The organism is Paraburkholderia terrae, assembly GCF_002902925.1.
Lineage (GTDB): Bacteria > Pseudomonadota > Gammaproteobacteria > Burkholderiales > Burkholderiaceae > Paraburkholderia > Paraburkholderia terrae.
In genome coordinates, this window is the sequence record NZ_CP026113.1 from 1 (window position 1) to 15,720 (window position 15,720).

Consider the following 15,720-nt stretch of genomic DNA (forward strand, 5'->3'; position numbering starts at 1 on the left):
ATGCCCAGATCTTCGCCGACTGAGGTTCGTACTGAAAGCGTCAAAAAGCACGTGGCGGCCATCCACACGAGCGGCGAACTTTCGCTGCTGGAGCGGAAGCTGTCTAACGTGCTGCTACTGCATTCATACGACAACCTTCTGAACACGAGAACCCACCGTCTACCGGTGCGGACGCTCATGCTCGTGCTCGGCTGGACCGAAAGCGAAAACACCGAAAAGCTTCGAGAAGCACTCAGGCAGCTTGCCACCACGGCCGTCGAGTTCAACGTCATGGACGACGGCCGGGAACGGTGGAGCGTCATGCCGATTCTGTCGTTTGCGGAGATTCGCGCTGGCGTCTGCTCGTATCGCTACGACGAGGCACTGGCGGAAAAGCTTTACGATCCGTCGATTTACGCGACCGTCAATCTCGGCGTGCAGCGCAAATTTTCGAAGTCGCATGCGTTGACGCTTTACGAAAACTGCCTGCGTTTTCAGAAGGTTGGCTCAACCGGTTGGATCGAACTACCCGTCCTTCGCAAACTGCTGGGTGCGACCCAGGAGTATTACGACGATTTTCGCCGCCTGAACAGCAAGGTGATTCAGAAGGCCGTGAAGGAGATCAACGACGTCTCAGACATTAACGTCGACGTCGAATATCAGCGCCTCGGCCGGTCAGTGACTGGGGTGAAGTTTCTTATCCGGCAAGGCGCGCAGCAGTCGCTTCTTACTCCTGAGACAGAGGACGAATTCGCACATGTCCGTGACAGCGAAATCTATCGGAAGCTTCGGGCTCACGGGATTGGCGACAAGCTGGCGCTCAGTTTCGTCATCGAGGATGAGGAGCGGGCCCGTCTGGTCGTTCAGTTGGCGGAGGAGAAAGACCGTAAAGGTCAGATCAAGCGTTCTACAGCCGGCTTTATTCGCACGCTGATAGAAAATAAGGCAGATGTTTCTGAGCCGGAATACGAAAAAGAAAAGCGCGAAAAGGCTCAGAAGCAGGCGGCGGCAGCGCGCACGCGCACGCTCGATGCTCGCATGCAGGAATTGCGGATCGACTTCGATCGCCTCCAGTGCGCCTCGGCCGTCAAGGCGCTGACGCAGGATGAGAAGCGCGCGTTTGCCCGACAGTTCGTCGAAGGAGACGGAGCGAAGTATGCGCGTGAGTTCCGCCCGGATAGCCCGGGGCTGTTTTCCGGCTCTGTGGGGCGGGTGAATTTCGCGTCGTGGCTGAGAAACCGCGTGCGTCCGGAATTCGACGCGACAAAGTTCGACGGTTGGCTTTCTGAGAATCACCAGGAAGTTTCGTTGCAACGGAATTCATAAAAATAGCGATTTTCCGTTGAATGGATGGCTTTCTGTCGAGCCATCTGATATAAGCTGACTGCATCGTCTTTCGCGGATCAGCTAATGAACATCACTATTCAAGATATCGTCGATCAGGCCGCTCGCGCGACTGACATCGTCTCGCAGGTTCGGGGTCGTATGCTGGCCCCGAACGCACGCAAAAACCCCCCCGTTTTCAACGCTTCACAGCTCGCTGCGCTGTGTGAAGTCGACAAGAGTCAAATCACTTATCGCACGTCGAAGGGGGACCTTCCTCCGGGCACCGTCAATGCAACGGGCTCGCGGCGCGAATTCTCCTTGGTGGAAGCCCGCGAATGGGTACGCGCGTACCGCGGCAACGCGCTGCGGCCGGCGAAGGCGCCGGCCATGACAGTCGCCATCGGTAACTTCAAGGGCGGCGTTAGTAAGACGACGACGGCGATGACGCTCGCGCAGGGCTTGAGCCTGCGCGGTCATCGCGTGCTCGTGATCGACACCGATCCGCAGGGTTCGCTGACCACGTTGTTCGGCATTCTTCCCGATACCGAAGTCGAGGAAGATTCGACGATCACGGCTCTGGCGACGGGCGATCAAACGAGCATCGAATACGCGATCCGCGAGACCTATTGGGATGGCATCGATCTCGTGCCCGCGTCGTCGTCGCTCTTCAACGTCGAATTCATCTTGCCGAGCCGGCAGATGAAGGAACCGGACTTCGAATTCTGGAACGTGTTGAACACGAGCCTCGAGCAGGCGCGCAGCAACTATGACGTGATCATCATCGACACGCCGCCGGCGCTGAGCTACGGCACCGTCAACGCGTTCATGGCCGCCGACGGCTTGATCGTCCCAACGCCGCCGAATGCACTCGACTTTGCCAGCTCGGCGCAATTCTGGACGCTCTTTAGTGATCTCGCGTCGAACCTCACGGCAGAAACGAACACGGACAAATCGTTCGAGTTCATCCACGTGCTGCTTTCGCGGGTGGACCCTGCGGATGCAGCGGCGGGCGTCGTGCGGGAATGGATATCGGCGACGTATGCGGAGAAGGTTCTGCCCGTCGAAATTCCGAAGACCGCGGTGACGGCCGCAAGCTCGGCTGAGTTCGGCACCGTGTACGACATCTCCCGATACGACGGCAACGCGAAGACGTACCGACGGGCGCGCGAAGCCTATGACCGTGTGACGGAAATCGTCGAGCAATCCATTGTGGCCTTCTGGGCGAAGTCAGAATAAAGGGAGGAGTAAATGTCGATCAAGGACAGACTTGCGAAAAAGACGGGGGACTTGATGGTTCCTGCCCCGTCCCAGGAGGCGGGGCGGAATGCATCACCGCGAACTGCGCCGGGGCAGATGCTGGCGTTTCGCAGCGCGATGCGGGAGAGCTCTGATCGCGTCTCGCAACTTGAAGCGCAACTCAAAGAGTACGACGGTGCCGTTGCGATTCGTGCGCTCGATCCGAAGACGATCCAGGCGTCGAAATGGGCGAACCGCCAGGATTTCGGCGATGAGAGTTTTACCGAACTCAAGTCGCTGATCGCGGAGGCGGGCGGCAATACGCAACCGATCAAGGTACGTCCTTCGAGCGACGGTGAAGGATACGAGATTGTGTTCGGGCATCGCCGGCATCGTGCGTGTCTGGAACTCGATTTGCCGGTGAACGCGATCGTCGATGGCGAGATCACTGAGCAAGGCCAGTTTGTTCAGATGGATCAGGAGAACCGCGCGCGGAAGAACCTGAGTCCGTGGGAACAGGGCGTCTGGTACAAGCGAGCGCTCGACGACAAGCTGTGGCCGTCGCAGAACGCGATGGCGAAGGCGTGTGGTCTGTCGCAGGGGAATATTTCCAGCGCGCTTCTGGTGGCTGAGCTTCCGGCCGAGGTGGTTGGTGCGTTTCCGTCGCCGCACGATATCCAGTTTCAGGCTGCGCGGAAGTTGTCGGTCGCACTCAAGAAGGCAGCCGATGAGATCGTGCAGCGGGCGGTAGAGCTTGTCGAGGATTCGTCGCGGACCGCGCCTGAGGTGCTTTCTGCATTGCTGGCGGCGGCTCGTCCTGCGGCTCCCGCTCGGAAGGAAGAGGAGGTTGGGATCGAGCGAAAGGGTGAACTGCTGGTGATTCGTCTGCGTGCTAGCGGTGTGCCGCAAGATCGCGTCGAAGAGTTGCGGCAGTTGATTACTGGGTTCCTTGAGGACGTGCAGTCGTCGGCTGATTAAGGTTTTAGCGGGGTGCCTCGCTGATAGGCGTTGGCACCCGGCCTGATGTGGTTTGTTTGTGTTTCGGTAGTTGAATCCCTTCCCCTTGCGGCGTTTGTTTTTGGTGACGCCGCTTCTCTTCGCGGTCGTTCGACCGGTCTCTTCCTCACTCTCCGCGATTTTGTCCAGCACGGCGTTTCCGTCGGCTGGCGTACTTTGACGTGGCGTTGCTTGTTGGCGGGGCTTCACGGGACGGCGATTCTTCGCGGCGCTTGTGAGTGGGAGTTTCTTGATCGGTCCTGTGACGGCGTGTGCGAGGTGGGTCGCCGGCTTGATGTGGTTTGTTTGTGTTTCGGTAGTTGAACGCCTTTCCCTTGAAGCGTTTGTTCTGGTGACACCGCTTCTCTTCTCGGAAGCTCGGCCGGCCTTTTCCTCACTCTCTCCGATTTTGGCCAGCACGGCGCTTCTGCCGGCTGGTGTGCTTCGGCGTGGCCTTGCTCGCGCGTGGTGCTTCAGGTTCCGGCGATTCTTCGCGCGGCACTTGTGGGGGATTTTCCTTGATCGGGCCCGTCACGTCGCGTGCTCACTGCGTTGCGGTGAGTACGGCCGGCGTGCTTGCTGCCGCGTTGGCTTGGGGCTTCACGGTGGAATTCTTCGTAGAGGTTTGGGAGAGTGTGGGGTTATTTACGGTAAATAAGGCGGTGCATATGGCCGCGTGTGTGGAGAGGGTGTCATCTCCTTTCGTTATGCATTGAGGAAAATGTACGGGGATTTGCCTCGCTTGAAAGTCGGACGTGAATGGTAGTTGGGCGGACGACGGGCTATTTACCGTAAATAGCCTGCGCCAGTTGAGAAGGTGAATGCGCTAGCCGTCGCGCGCCCCGGAGGTATTTACTGTAAATAGCTGCCTCACGAGCGCGACCGCGACAATGACAATTGGACTTCGACCGGTTCCCAAGTAGGTCCGCTGACGCGCCGGGGAGAGTTGTCGTGTTCAGAGCGCATCGAGCGCGTCAGATGCTGGAAGCTCTTCGAGCGAAAGATGGCTCGTGTTTGCTATTCGATTGCGCGTGGGTCGCCGTGAAGGTCGACTGCCAATGCACTTCGCCGCGCGAGATATCCGCGGGGCAGACTGTGTAGATGAGACGCCAACGTAGGCCAATCGCGATCGATCGAGAATTGCGCTCTCCGATTCTGGGGGATTGTCAGCGATCGAACTTCTCCATCTAGACCCGGCGCGCGACACCTCACCTCAGGAGGGGACCATGCGCTACCAGTCCAACTGCCACGTAGACGACCGTTAATCGTCTCCGATACGTTATGCCGGACCGTGCGCCGGAGCGCGTCGAACACGTCAGCCGCGCTGTCTTATGTGAACTGACGGCGTGGGCTCCCCGTGATACTTCGCCTCTTCGTTTGTCACATGTCACATCAATGACCGCTGTCGTGCGGCGACCGAAGGCACTTTCGTCGACCTACCACTACGTCGCCAACAGGGGACTGATGGACATGTGGTGAGTGCGCTTGCGGACGACATGGGACGGTGATCGAGTTAACGCAGAGCTTGCGACGAGGGCCCAGTTTCCATGATCGGCCCAGGTCAAGGAATTTCCATGGCGGCGGCAAGATGACTTGCGGTAACGCCCGCAGTCAGACCTCCGGAGCGAACTAGGCTCTCGCGCTGCACATGTCGCAGCGACAGCGACAGCGACAGCGACAGCGACAGCGACAGCGACAGCGACAGCGACAGCGACAGCGACAGCGACAGCGACAGCGACAGCGACAGCGACAGCGACAGCGACAGCGACAGCGACAGCGACAGCGACAGCGACAGCGACAGCGACAGCGACAGCGACAGCGACAGCGACAGCGACAGCGACAGCGACAGCGACAGCGACAGCGACAGCGACAGCGACAGCGACAGCGACAGCGACAGCGACAGCGACAGCGACAGCGACAGCGACAGCGACAGCGACAGCGACAGCGACAGCGACAGCGACAGCGACAGCGACAGCGACAGCGACAGCGACAGCGACAGCGACAGCGACAGCGACAGCGACAGCGACAGCGACAGCGACAGCGACAGCGACAGCGACAGCGACAGCGACAGCGACAGCGACAGCGACAGCGACAGCGACAGCGACAGCGACAGCGACAGCGAGCCGGGGGCCGGAGAGGGCAGGGGCACCAAAGCGCTCGCCGTCCTCTGCCCACCAAGAAGACCATCCGAGACACACTAGCGCCGGATTGCAGACACAGCGCAGCCTGCCCGCAAGCCCAGCTTCGGGGGGGCGTCACCAACCGTACGGCGCGGCCCTATCTCAAAATTAATAAGCTTTACTGATTTATTATTCGCAGCGACCCAAACATGGACAACCCCAAAGCAACCAGCCCGTCTCCACCACAGAATGCGCCCCACAGGCGCCCGCGACTGCCAGAAGATGCGCAGACCAGCAGACCAACGCCCAAACCCGCCTACAGCCCCCAAACGGCCCCAAATTCGCCGCTACGCGCAAAAAGTATTTCCCAGCAAAGACTTGCGGCCGAAACCGTGAAACAACCTTAAGAAAACCACGCAGGCCAAGAAACCTTTATAATGCAATGAGTTAGCTGATCATTCGCCGAATGTTCCACGCTTCTACATGCTTCAAGCGAGATATTTCGCGCCAAACACCGGTTTCGTTGATTTTCTAAGCGAAAACGATCAATCCGTATCATCCGCTACGTAGTCTGTCGTATTCAATACAGCGGAAGCCCGCTCGACCAGCAACCAGCCGTAAAAACCCGAAAAAGCCGCGCCCAAGCGTTACCGCAACAGCATCAACTGAGGCACCGCATCGCTTCCAGCCCAAACGATCGCGTTCTGCCCAAACCGCACGCCAAGCGCCTTAGCCTCTTCAACCGACACCCCCAGCACAAGAAAACTAGCTTCACCGGTCCAATCATTGGAAGGGTGCTGGCCGACGCCCTCGATAAACGTCAACCCACGCTGCATCAGTTCGACAGCAAGCGTCTTCTGCCTCTCAGCATTCGCTGCATCATCGAGCGGTTCGCTGAAAGGATTGCACGCCGTCACAAACGCGCTGCTCTCCACGCCGTTCAAACGGTGAATCGCAGCTAGCGACGCATTACCCTCGCCGATCTTCAGCAAGGCCGGCGTGGAACCGTGAACCCGATAGTGCGTCTCCAGATAAGCCTGGATCGTCGCGCGGGGAATGTGTGATTCGGAAAACAAAAAACCCTCCAGCTGCGGGAGGGTCGACGCGTCACCCTTTGGTTGCTCTGCTGAGCCACATCCGCTTTCGCGATCCACCTTGCCGGGGAGGGCAGGTTGGCATGGGCGTCGACCCAATTCAAGATGAATCGGCAGTAAAGCATGGTGGCCAATTCAGCGTCAAGGAGGCAGACTCCGCTTCTGCACACCTGCACGACAACCGGTTGCTCGCCGAAAATCGCACCCGTATCGTTCGCATGAACCGAGCGTGGTGCGACTCACGGCGCGACTGACCGCACGCGAGCCAAACGCATCGCAGGAACACCCCGTGCATCCCGAACGCGAATCGAACGAATCGAACGAACCTACTCAATGAACAAGGAAGTCGAACTCAAACGAGCCAAGCGTCGCGCGACGCTCCTGCTGCTGGTCGCCACCGGCATTTTCATCGCGACGGCCTTCATGCAACGCAGCCTGTGGATCGACGGTATCAAGGCGGTTGCAGAAGCCGCGATGGTCGGCGCGCTCGCCGACTGGTTCGCCGTCGTCGCGCTGTTCCGCCGCGTGCCGATTCCCGGCGTCGCCGCGCACACCGCGATCATCCCGCAGAACAAGGACAAGATCGCCGATAACCTCGCGCTGTTCGTGCGCGAGAAGTTTCTCGACGATTCGTCGATAGTCGGCCTGATCCGCAAGCACGATCCCGCGCAAAGCATCACGAACTGGCTGTGTGTCGAAGAGAATACGCAGCGCCTCGGCGGCTACGTGGTCAAGCTGACGAGCGGCATTCTCGAATTGCTGGACGATACGCGCATCCAGACCTTCATCAAGGATGCGCTGGACGCGATGCTCGACAAGATCGACCTGTCGAAAGCGACGGGCGCGATCCTCGACACGCTGACGCGCGACGGCCGTCACCAGCAATTGCTCGACGAAGGCATCGAGCATCTGATGGCGTTGCTGCGCGAACCGGGCGTCCGCGCGTTCATTGCCGAGCAGATCGTCGACTGGCTCAAACGCGAATACCCGACGCTCCAGAAGCTCATGCCGTCCGAATGGCTCGGCGAGAGCGGCGCGAACGTCGTCGCGGACACCGTGAACAACATGCTGCTCCGCGTGAGCGAGGACCCCGATCACAAGCTGCGCCACAAGTTCGACGAAGCGGCTGCGCGTCTCATCGTCAAGCTGAAGTCCGATCCTGCATTTTTGCAGAAGGGTGAAGAGATCAAGCGTTACGTGAAAGAAAGCGAGAACCTCGCGCTATACGTGAAAGATCTGTGGAGCCAGTTGCGCGACTGGTTGCGGCGCGACCTCGAGCGCGACGATTCCGTGCTGCACGCGAAGGTGGCCGCGATGGGGCAATGGGTCGGACGCGAACTGGCGCGTGACGAATCGCTGCGCCGCTCGTTGAACGATCATATGGAAGAAGCGGCGCGCGCGATGGCGCCGGATTTTGCAGGCTATCTGACGCGCCACATCAGCGACACGGTCAAGAACTGGGATTCGCGCGACATGTCGCGGCAGATCGAATTGAACATCGGCAAAGACCTGCAATACATCCGCATCAACGGAACGCTGGTCGGCGGATGCATCGGCCTGCTGCTTTATGGAAGCTCGCAGATTTTCGCGCTCGTGCGGCTACACCTCTGGTAACGCGGCACGAACACGGACACGCTTATTGCGTGGCCGTCGGCTTTTTCTGCTGGGCGCATTCCTGCGTGAAAAGCATGCTCGCCTGGTCCGGCGTCATGGCCTCGCCGCTGTAAATCCTGTCGATGACAGCCGTAACCGCCTGACGATCCGATGCATCCTTGTAGTACGTCTGCGCCTGCGTCAAAGCCTGCTGCTTCGTTTTCTTGTGACGGCGCCAGGACGCCACCTGGCCCGCGATATCGCCGATCGCGAAGCACTGGTCGGCGACCGTCTGCGCGAACGTTGGCGCCGACGGTTGCGCGAGGCAGACGGCGAGCGCCGCCGCGGCTACTGCTCGTTTCATTTCCGGTTCCTGTTGTCAGATGGGCGATAGTATAAAGACGGGCGCCGCCGCCACCCAGCCTCGCGCTCTCGCCCACCCGCTCATTTCAACGCCACGCGCACCCGCAGGACGCCCATGCCGCTCAACCCTTCGTCGCCGCTCGCCCGACTGCTCAGCGGTCCGATCCATCCCGGCAAGATCGTCTGGATCGGCTTGCGGACGCGGCGAAAAGTCGCGATGTCGGTGGTCGAGACGGCGCAGATCGACGCCGACGCGGGGCTTGTCGGCGATCACTACGCGAGCCGCGCCGGCGCGCGTCAGGTAACGCTGATTCAGGCTGAAAGCCTGCGCAGCATCGCCAGTCATCTGGGACGCAGCGACGTTGCCGCAATCGACGTGCGCCGCAACATCGTGACGCAAGGCATCAATCTGATGGCGTTGAAAGACCGGCAATTTCGGATCGGCGGCGCCGTGCTGCAAACGACGGGCGAATGTCACCCGTGTTCGCGTATGGAAGAAGTGCTGGGCGTGGGCGGATACAACGCCGTGCGCGGCTTCGGCGGCATTACGGCGCGCGTCGTGAAAGGCGGCACGATCGGGATCGGCGACGTGATCGAAGCGCTGCCCGTGGTGGACTAGCGCGTTCGACGCACGTCGTGCAGCATGGCTTACTTCTTCGCGACTTCGAAGAGATTCCGGTACTGCCCGTAACCTTCATCTTCCAGCCGCGAGACAGGAATGAAGCGCAGCGACGCCGAGTTGATGCAATAACGCAGTCCGCCCGTTTCGCGCGGTCCGTCCGGAAACACGTGACCAAGGTGACTGTCGCCATGTTTCGAGCGCACTTCGGTTCGGATCATGCCGTGGCTCATGTCGCGCAGTTCGACGACGTGCTCGTCTTCCAGCGGTTTCGTGAAGCTCGGCCAGCCGCAACCGCTGTCGAATTTGTCCATCGACGTGAAAAGCGGCTCGCCGGAAACCACGTCGACATACAAGCCGGCTTCCTTGCTGTCCCAGAACTCGTTGTAGAAGGGGCGTTCCGTCCCGCTTTCCTGCGTCACGCGACGCTGTTCGGCGGTGAGTCGGGCCACTGCTTCAGGTGTTTTTTCGTACGCGGGCATGTGTGAATCTCTCCTTGATAGGCGCGGCCAGCGCTGACGCTCGCCACACGAGTCTGACGGCCCGCTTTCCAGCGTTGCCGGTGACGGGCACTCGTATATATGGGCACTGTGGATACGCACAAGCATACGCAAATGTCCCGCGGCTTGCATTGCGCGCGCCAGGCGTGCCACTCGCGTGTGCGCTGCGATTGATACATTTGCTGAATCATTCGCGGATGCTTGCGAATGGCCAGCGAGCAAGACGACAATAGGCGCGCTTCAGGAACCATGCCGCCGAACCACCGCCCTATATGGGCACCGACGATGAAGAAAACAACTTCCACCACGAAGCCCGCCGCAAAAAAGGCGCACGCCGCTGCAAAGAAAGCGGCGCGTCCGAAGAAGCCGCAACCGCTCGACGCGATCATCGGTGCCGATGGTCTGGCCCGTCCGCCGTGGGCATCCGTCGATCCGCTGCTCAAGGATTACTACGACACCGAATGGGGCATGCCCGTGCGCGACGAGCGGGGCCTCTTCGAACGCTTGAGCCTGGAGGCGTTTCAGTCGGGGCTATCGTGGGCGACCATCTTGCGCAAGCGCGACGCGTTTCGCGAGGCGTTCGCCAACTTCGATCCGGACGTGGTCGCAACGTTCGACGAGAAGGACATCGAACGCCTGATGAACGATGAGCGCATCGTTCGCAACCGCGCAAAGATTCTTGCGACGATCGCGAACGCCGCCGCAACGATCCGTTTGCGCGAAGAGGGCGGCCTCGCCGCGCTGATCTGGTCGTTCCAGCCGCACACGACACCCGCGCCGCGCACGATCGCCGAGATTCCGACCACATCGGCGGAATCCCTTGCGTTGAGCAAGGCGTTGCGCAAGCGCGGCTTTGTATTCGTCGGACCGACGACAATGCATGCGCTGATGGAAGCGACGGGCATCGTCGATACGCATCTCGTCGATAGTCATCGCCGTGGCACGTCGGGCGTGTGGCCGCGCGAGTGACCGACGCGCCGACGCGCGGCGGCTTCAGCTACTTCGCCGCGCAGCCATGAACGCCTCGACATAGCGCAGCGCCTGTTCGCACTGATCGGGCGAAAGCATGTGAATCGAATTGGGCAGCGGATCGAAACCCAGCTCGGTCGCAACCCAGCGGATTGCTTTCGAGCGCGCTTCGAAAGCATTGACACCGTCGCGCCGCACCTTGCCGGCGACGAGCGGTTCGAGCGCGTCGTGCAAGCGGCTTTTCGCGTCGCGCAGCGCGGCGTCGGCGAGGCGTCCGAGCGGCACATTCCGCGTGCTGCGCGCATGAATGCCGATCCACGCCTGACATGGCGTGCAGACCCAGACGGGACCGTGATCGTCGCGATACGGATAGCTCTCTTCGCCCGCGCGCGCGAGCACGGCTTTCGCGCCGCAGTAATCGCACAGCGGCTGCGGCAGCGCCTTGACGGGTTTGCCTACGCGCATCGCTGCGCCTCGGCCGGTTTCAGTTGCTTCATACAGCGCTCGACAGTGGGTGGCTTTCCCAAAGATACCAAATGACCGCTTTCCGCACGAGAGGCAACGCGTGCGTGCTGTGTCATCGGTGTTTGAGCTAGCGGCGAGCAACCGTCCCTTCGCTACGGCGCGCGGGCACCGTCGGGCGCCGACGATGCCGGCGGCGGAAACGCTGTCGCTGGTGTGCCGAGGCGCCCTGGCGGCGACGCGTCTTGTCGCTTGTGCGGCGCCATCGTCCGAAGCAGCACGACATCGCGCTCGGGCTCCGGCATCGCGATGATCGCGTGCAAGGTCACTCTCGTCGTCCAGCACACATCGGACGGTGTCGCGAGCGTCGGGTTGGACGCATAGAACGTGAAGCGCTCGATATTCACCTGGTCGCCGCGCAGTTCGGCGATCAGTGTCCGCGTGAGTTGACGCTCGGCCGCCGCGTACTGCTGCGGCGTCGGCGCGGGCAAGGGCGCATTCGACGCATCGTTGACCAGTACCTTGTAGAGCAGGCCGAAATACTGATCGACGTCCGCATCCGGCATGTCACGCAGCGAGACGCGGTTCATCACCGCGCGCATATCGTCGAGACCGAAGCAGTTGACGGGCACCAGCTCATCGAGGAACTTGGTCAACAGCTTCACGTATTGAAGACGGTCGGAAGGCGAGAGATGCACAAGACCGTTCGACATGAATTCTTCGCGTGCTCTGGAGTCGAGAAAGATTTGCCCGACGTGCCGCGCGCCACCGTGAGTGTCCGACGCGATGACGGGGTCATGCTGGATCTTCTCCACCCACGCGAGGATGATGTGCGCCTTGGTCGAATCTGGATCGATGCCGTGGTTGCGCAAGAGCTGAACGAGGTCGCGCTGTCCGTATTCCGCCGCGCCCGCGATCGAGCCAGGCGCGACAGGCTGCGGGGCGGAATCCAGGTCGTGGCGGATCGCCGCGCTGACCAGCGTCGCGGCCGTCAACGCAGCGATCGGCGCGAGGAAAAAAGCAGACCGTCTCATCGGGATGACAGGGTTGCGAATCGATTGCGCCTGTCGTGATTGACGGAAAACGGAAAATGCGACTTGTCGCTACGCGGCGCCGACTCAATATGATGTTAGGACATCCCTGCGTACACTGATGCAAATAGTCGGCGTATGTGCCACCAACATACGCATCGTCGATGCAATGAAGTCGCGATGTTAAGAAGCGGTTGCGTAATGTTCGTGGCGCTGAGCGTGGGCGGGATACGTTACGACGAAGATCGTCAAAGTCCCGGCCGCCCACGCATTCGAGTCAAGCGATCACAAAAGCTTCACTTTCCAGCTCCGGCATTGAGTGGCGTCGCCAGGGCGCGCGCATTGTCGGCCGTCATCTTCGCGCCGCTCGCCCGATAACCATTCGAATAGAGCAGGAATGCCATGATGTCCGCGTAATCCTGATCCTTCATCTTGCCTGGTTTGTCAGCGGGCATGTTCGTCGACATGTACGTGAACACGCCGCCAATCGTCAGATGCGCATTCGATGCCGGCGCGAACGCCGGCCCTTGCAGCGCGGGCGCCGTCACGCCCTGCAACTGCGCGCCGTGGCATTTTGCGCACGCGGCCGAATAGAGCATCTTGCCGTGTGTCGCTTGCGCCTGATCGAACGCGGGCGTTCCACCCGCCGCGTCGGCGGCGATCTTCACGAAGCCGCCCGCGCTGTCGGCATTCGCCGACGCCAGCAGCGCACGTTGCGCGACTGCGTGTGATGCCGAAGGACCGTCGCGAAAGCGCGCATTGTCGTCGCGCGCGGTAGCGTCGAGCGTATGCGCGGGCATCGCCCAGTCGTGCGTCAAGCCAGCGAGCCGACCACCGCCCGACATCTTGTCGAGCGCCGCATCGATCCGCTCGCGCAGCGCCACCGTGCGTGGCCCGAATGCGAACACGAGTTGCCAGTCCGCATAGGGCGAGCGCGCGGCGGAGACAGTGAAGCGCCGTTGCGGATGTGCAAGCCGATACGCGACGACAGCCGGATACCAGACGATCGCACGCTGCGCCTGTCCTTTCGCCACCGCTTCGACAGTCAATGCCGACGTGTTCTCCAGATCGAGCGTGACGCCCGGCTGCTGCACGGCGATCAGTTGCGCGGGACTCGCATAGGTCGCCGCGACCGTGTTCTTCGCCGCGCCTTGCGGATTGGCGTCGGGCGCTTCGATGTTCACATAGCCCGCGCGCAGGTAGCCGTGCGAGAACTGCAGCTTGCTGCTGGAAGCATCGGCCACATTCGAGCGCGGAAAGCCCGCGATCACGTCGCAGTCGCGTGCGAGCGTCTTGTCGAGCTCACCAAGCGAGACGCCGTCGTCGTCGCCTTCGCCGATGCCGTGCCTGACGATCGTCGCGGCGATGCCTGCCTGCGCAAACGCATCGCGCGCAACGGCTTCGTCCAGCGCCGCAGACGGACTGCCGGGAAACGTGCAAACCTTCACAGCCGCCATCGAATGAATCGACGTGAGCGCGAGACAGACAGCGAGCACGCTCGCTGCCGGAATACGATTGAGAGAATGGTTCATGTCTGGACGTCCGGAAAGATCACGAGTGGTTGAGCGCGAACACGTACAGCGTTCCGCCGCGCGGCACCTTGTCGGCGGCCTTGGCCATCGGGCCGCCCCAGATCGGATTGGCGCCGCCATAGCCCGCCAGCACCGCGACATACTCCTTGCCGTCGATCTCGAACACGGACGGCTGCGCAATGATGCCGCTCGCGAGTTTCGGGCTTTGCCACAGCACCTTGCCGCTCGTGACGTCGAACGCGTAGAGATGCCCATCGAGCGAGCCGCTGAACGCGAGGCCGCTCGCCGTGGTGGCCACGCCGCCGTTCCACGGCAGCTTGCTCCAGTGGCTCCAGAGCTTCTTGCCTGTATTCACGTCGATGGCCTGCAACTCGCCGTATCCCTTGCTGCCCGGCTCGGGCTTGATCTCGAAGCTTTCGCCGAGGTACGGCAAGCCCTCCATGTACGTCACCGACTTGCCGGACAGCGACATGCACGCATGCAACGTCGGGATGACCGCGATGTGCTTGTCCGCGTCGTAGGAAACCGACCACCAGTTCTTGCCGCCGAGGAAGCTCGGGCAGGTTTCGATCGTCGTACCCGTTTTCGGATACTTCGATTCGTCCTGGACGGGTTTGCCGTCGGCGGTGTAGCCCGTGACGGAAGTCGCCTTCACGAACGGGCGCGCATAGATCAGCTTGCCGTTGCTGCGATCGATTGCATGGAAGTAACCGTTGCGGTCGGCATGGATGATCGCGTCATAGTCCTTGCCTTCGTAGTTGATGTTGGCGAGCACGGGTGTGTTGACGCCGTCGTAATCCCACGTGTCGTGACGCGTGTACTGGTAGTGCCATTTGAGGTTGCCCGTTTTCGGATCGAGCGCGAGCAGCGAGTCCGAATAGAGGTTGTCGCCCGGGCGAAGATCAGCGAGCCACGGCCCTGGATTGCCGACGCCCCAATAGAGCGTCTTGCTGCTGGGATCGAACGTGCCCGTCAGCCATGCGGGCGCGCCGCCATGCTCTTGCGTGCCGTCCGGCCACGTGTTGCCGCCCGGCTCCTTTGCGCCGGGCACGGTGTAGCGCTTCCATTGCACGTTGCCGTTCTCGGGATCGAGCGCCGCGATGAATCCGCGCGCGCCATACTCACCGCCCGAGCTGCCCACCACGATCGAGCCGTCGAGCGCCAGCGGCGCGAGCGAGAATGCATAGCCGGTGGCCGGCTCGAACATCGACTTCTTCCACACCAGCGCGCCCGTTTGCGCATCGAGCGCGGCCACTTCTCCATTGAGCATCGCGACATACACGTTCTTGCCATACAGCGCGACGCCACGGTTCACGACGTCGCAACACGCGTTCTTGAACGCTTCCGCGCCGAGCTTCGGTTCGTACTTCCACAACTGCTTGCCGGTGGCGGCATCGAATGCATAGACGTTGTCCTTGGGCGTCGTCACGAACAGGTAGCGGCCGTTGATGATGGGCGTCGCTTCGAAGCCTTGTTGAAGCTCCGCGGGAAACTTGTAGGCCCACGTCTGCTTCAGGTTCTTCACGTTCGACGTGTCGATCTGCTTGAGCGGCGAATGCGCCTGGCCGTTATACGTGCGGTAGTACGTGAGCCAGCCTGGATCGCTTTGCGCCGACGAGAGCCGCTCGTAGGTCACGGCGGGATAGTCGGCCGCGGCGGCTACCGTTGCGGGCCTCAGACTGATTGCCGCCACCACGCCCGCGACGAGCATCGCGAGCCGTGTGGCCGAAGCCTGACTTGTCTTCATCGTTGTCTCCTATCCAACATCGTTGTGGGTGAGTTATCGTGCGACGCCTGTCAGCAAGGCATCGTTGGCTTGCATGGCGGCTGCGCGGTCGTAAAGGCAAGTCGCATGCCATTGATTGGCTATCCTTGCTAACTGGCGCGCGGGGCGTATCGA

General features: G+C 61.2%; 14 protein-coding genes and 1 riboswitch. Of the genes, 6 read left to right on the top strand and 8 right to left on the bottom strand.

Annotated elements, in window-relative coordinates:
* The 3 genes from C2L65_RS29745 (at position 1) to C2L65_RS29755 (ending at position 3,519) form a co-directional block, all read left to right on the top strand.
* Positions 1-1,305: a replication initiation protein gene (locus C2L65_RS29745; protein WP_042315080.1), complete on the top strand. Its 1,305-nt coding sequence runs from the start codon at positions 1-3 to the stop codon at positions 1,303-1,305.
* Positions 1,306-1,692: 387 nt separating this feature from the next.
* Positions 1,693-2,541 carry a ParA family protein gene (locus tag C2L65_RS29750; protein WP_229516818.1) on the top strand — a complete coding sequence of 283 codons (849 nt, stop codon included), beginning with the start codon at positions 1,693-1,695 and terminating at the stop codon, positions 2,539-2,541.
* A gap of 12 nt (positions 2,542-2,553) precedes the next feature.
* A complete protein-coding gene (locus tag C2L65_RS29755) occupies positions 2,554-3,519 on the top strand; it encodes a ParB/RepB/Spo0J family partition protein (RefSeq protein ID WP_042315079.1) in 966 nt (321 codons plus the stop codon).
* A 1,579-nt stretch (positions 3,520-5,098) separates the two neighbouring features.
* Here C2L65_RS29755 and C2L65_RS46430 read toward each other — a convergent pair.
* Positions 5,099-5,686, bottom strand: a complete 588-nt coding sequence (locus tag C2L65_RS46430; protein WP_208647224.1) for a hypothetical protein — start codon at positions 5,684-5,686, stop codon at positions 5,099-5,101.
* Between the two features lie 618 nt (positions 5,687-6,304).
* Positions 6,305-6,733: a DUF3293 domain-containing protein gene (locus C2L65_RS29765; protein ID WP_042310563.1), complete on the bottom strand. Its 429-nt coding sequence runs from the start codon at positions 6,731-6,733 to the stop codon at positions 6,305-6,307.
* Positions 6,734-6,761: 28 nt separating this feature from the next.
* A riboswitch (SAM-I-IV-variant riboswitch) is annotated at positions 6,762-6,865 on the bottom strand.
* Positions 6,866-7,084: 219 nt separating this feature from the next.
* Between C2L65_RS29765 and C2L65_RS29770 the strand changes: the two genes are divergently transcribed.
* Positions 7,085-8,365, top strand: a complete 1,281-nt coding sequence (locus C2L65_RS29770; RefSeq protein ID WP_042310565.1) for a DUF445 domain-containing protein — start codon at positions 7,085-7,087, stop codon at positions 8,363-8,365.
* A gap of 22 nt (positions 8,366-8,387) precedes the next feature.
* Here the strand turns inward: C2L65_RS29770 and C2L65_RS29775 are convergent, their stop codons facing one another.
* Positions 8,388-8,708, bottom strand: a complete 321-nt coding sequence (locus C2L65_RS29775) for a hypothetical protein (RefSeq protein WP_007580336.1) — start codon at positions 8,706-8,708, stop codon at positions 8,388-8,390.
* Between the two features lie 114 nt (positions 8,709-8,822).
* Between C2L65_RS29775 and C2L65_RS29780 the strand changes: the two genes are divergently transcribed.
* Positions 8,823-9,326, top strand: coding sequence for an MOSC domain-containing protein (locus C2L65_RS29780; protein ID WP_042310566.1), 504 nt, complete (start codon positions 8,823-8,825; stop codon positions 9,324-9,326).
* 29 nt (positions 9,327-9,355) lie between these two features.
* Here C2L65_RS29780 and msrB read toward each other — a convergent pair whose 3' ends face one another.
* Positions 9,356-9,808 carry a peptide-methionine (R)-S-oxide reductase MsrB gene (gene msrB, locus C2L65_RS29785; protein ID WP_042310568.1) on the bottom strand — a complete coding sequence of 151 codons (453 nt, stop codon included), beginning with the start codon at positions 9,806-9,808 and terminating at the stop codon, positions 9,356-9,358.
* A gap of 303 nt (positions 9,809-10,111) precedes the next feature.
* Here msrB and C2L65_RS29790 point away from each other — a divergent pair, with 303 nt between their 5' ends.
* Positions 10,112-10,795: a DNA-3-methyladenine glycosylase I gene (locus tag C2L65_RS29790; protein WP_042310709.1), complete on the top strand. Its 684-nt coding sequence runs from the start codon at positions 10,112-10,114 to the stop codon at positions 10,793-10,795.
* A 24-nt stretch (positions 10,796-10,819) separates the two neighbouring features.
* Here C2L65_RS29790 and C2L65_RS29795 read toward each other — a convergent pair whose 3' ends face one another.
* From C2L65_RS29795 to C2L65_RS29810, 4 genes are all read right to left on the bottom strand, one after another.
* Positions 10,820-11,260, bottom strand: a complete 441-nt coding sequence (locus C2L65_RS29795) for a zinc-finger-containing protein (RefSeq protein WP_042310570.1) — start codon at positions 11,258-11,260, stop codon at positions 10,820-10,822.
* A 152-nt stretch (positions 11,261-11,412) separates the two neighbouring features.
* Positions 11,413-12,291: a hypothetical protein gene (locus C2L65_RS29800; protein WP_042310571.1), complete on the bottom strand. Its 879-nt coding sequence runs from the start codon at positions 12,289-12,291 to the stop codon at positions 11,413-11,415.
* A gap of 293 nt (positions 12,292-12,584) precedes the next feature.
* Positions 12,585-13,820: a c-type cytochrome gene (locus tag C2L65_RS29805; protein WP_042310573.1), complete on the bottom strand. Its 1,236-nt coding sequence runs from the start codon at positions 13,818-13,820 to the stop codon at positions 12,585-12,587.
* Positions 13,821-13,839: 19 nt separating this feature from the next.
* Positions 13,840-15,567 carry a methanol/ethanol family PQQ-dependent dehydrogenase gene (locus C2L65_RS29810; protein WP_042310575.1) on the bottom strand — a complete coding sequence of 576 codons (1,728 nt, stop codon included), beginning with the start codon at positions 15,565-15,567 and terminating at the stop codon, positions 13,840-13,842.
* Between the last annotated feature and the right edge of the window lie 153 nt (positions 15,568-15,720).

Coding starts and splice junctions, on each gene's coding strand:
- C2L65_RS29780 (WP_042310566.1), top strand. CDS start 8,823: ATGCCGCTCAACCCTTCGTCGCCGCTCGCCCGACTGCTCAGCGGTCCG.
- C2L65_RS29805 (WP_042310573.1), bottom strand. CDS start 13,820: ATGAACCATTCTCTCAATCGTATTCCGGCAGCGAGCGTGCTCGCTGTC.
- C2L65_RS29745 (WP_042315080.1), top strand. CDS start 1: ATGCCCAGATCTTCGCCGACTGAGGTTCGTACTGAAAGCGTCAAAAAG.
- C2L65_RS29755 (WP_042315079.1), top strand. CDS start 2,554: ATGTCGATCAAGGACAGACTTGCGAAAAAGACGGGGGACTTGATGGTT.
- C2L65_RS29790 (WP_042310709.1), top strand. CDS start 10,112: ATGAAGAAAACAACTTCCACCACGAAGCCCGCCGCAAAAAAGGCGCAC.
- msrB (WP_042310568.1), bottom strand. CDS start 9,808: ATGCCCGCGTACGAAAAAACACCTGAAGCAGTGGCCCGACTCACCGCC.
- C2L65_RS29775 (WP_007580336.1), bottom strand. CDS start 8,708: ATGAAACGAGCAGTAGCCGCGGCGGCGCTCGCCGTCTGCCTCGCGCAA.
- C2L65_RS29770 (WP_042310565.1), top strand. CDS start 7,085: ATGAACAAGGAAGTCGAACTCAAACGAGCCAAGCGTCGCGCGACGCTC.
- C2L65_RS29750 (WP_229516818.1), top strand. CDS start 1,693: ATGACAGTCGCCATCGGTAACTTCAAGGGCGGCGTTAGTAAGACGACG.
- C2L65_RS29795 (WP_042310570.1), bottom strand. CDS start 11,260: ATGCGCGTAGGCAAACCCGTCAAGGCGCTGCCGCAGCCGCTGTGCGAT.
- C2L65_RS29810 (WP_042310575.1), bottom strand. CDS start 15,567: ATGAAGACAAGTCAGGCTTCGGCCACACGGCTCGCGATGCTCGTCGCG.
- C2L65_RS29800 (WP_042310571.1), bottom strand. CDS start 12,291: ATGAGACGGTCTGCTTTTTTCCTCGCGCCGATCGCTGCGTTGACGGCC.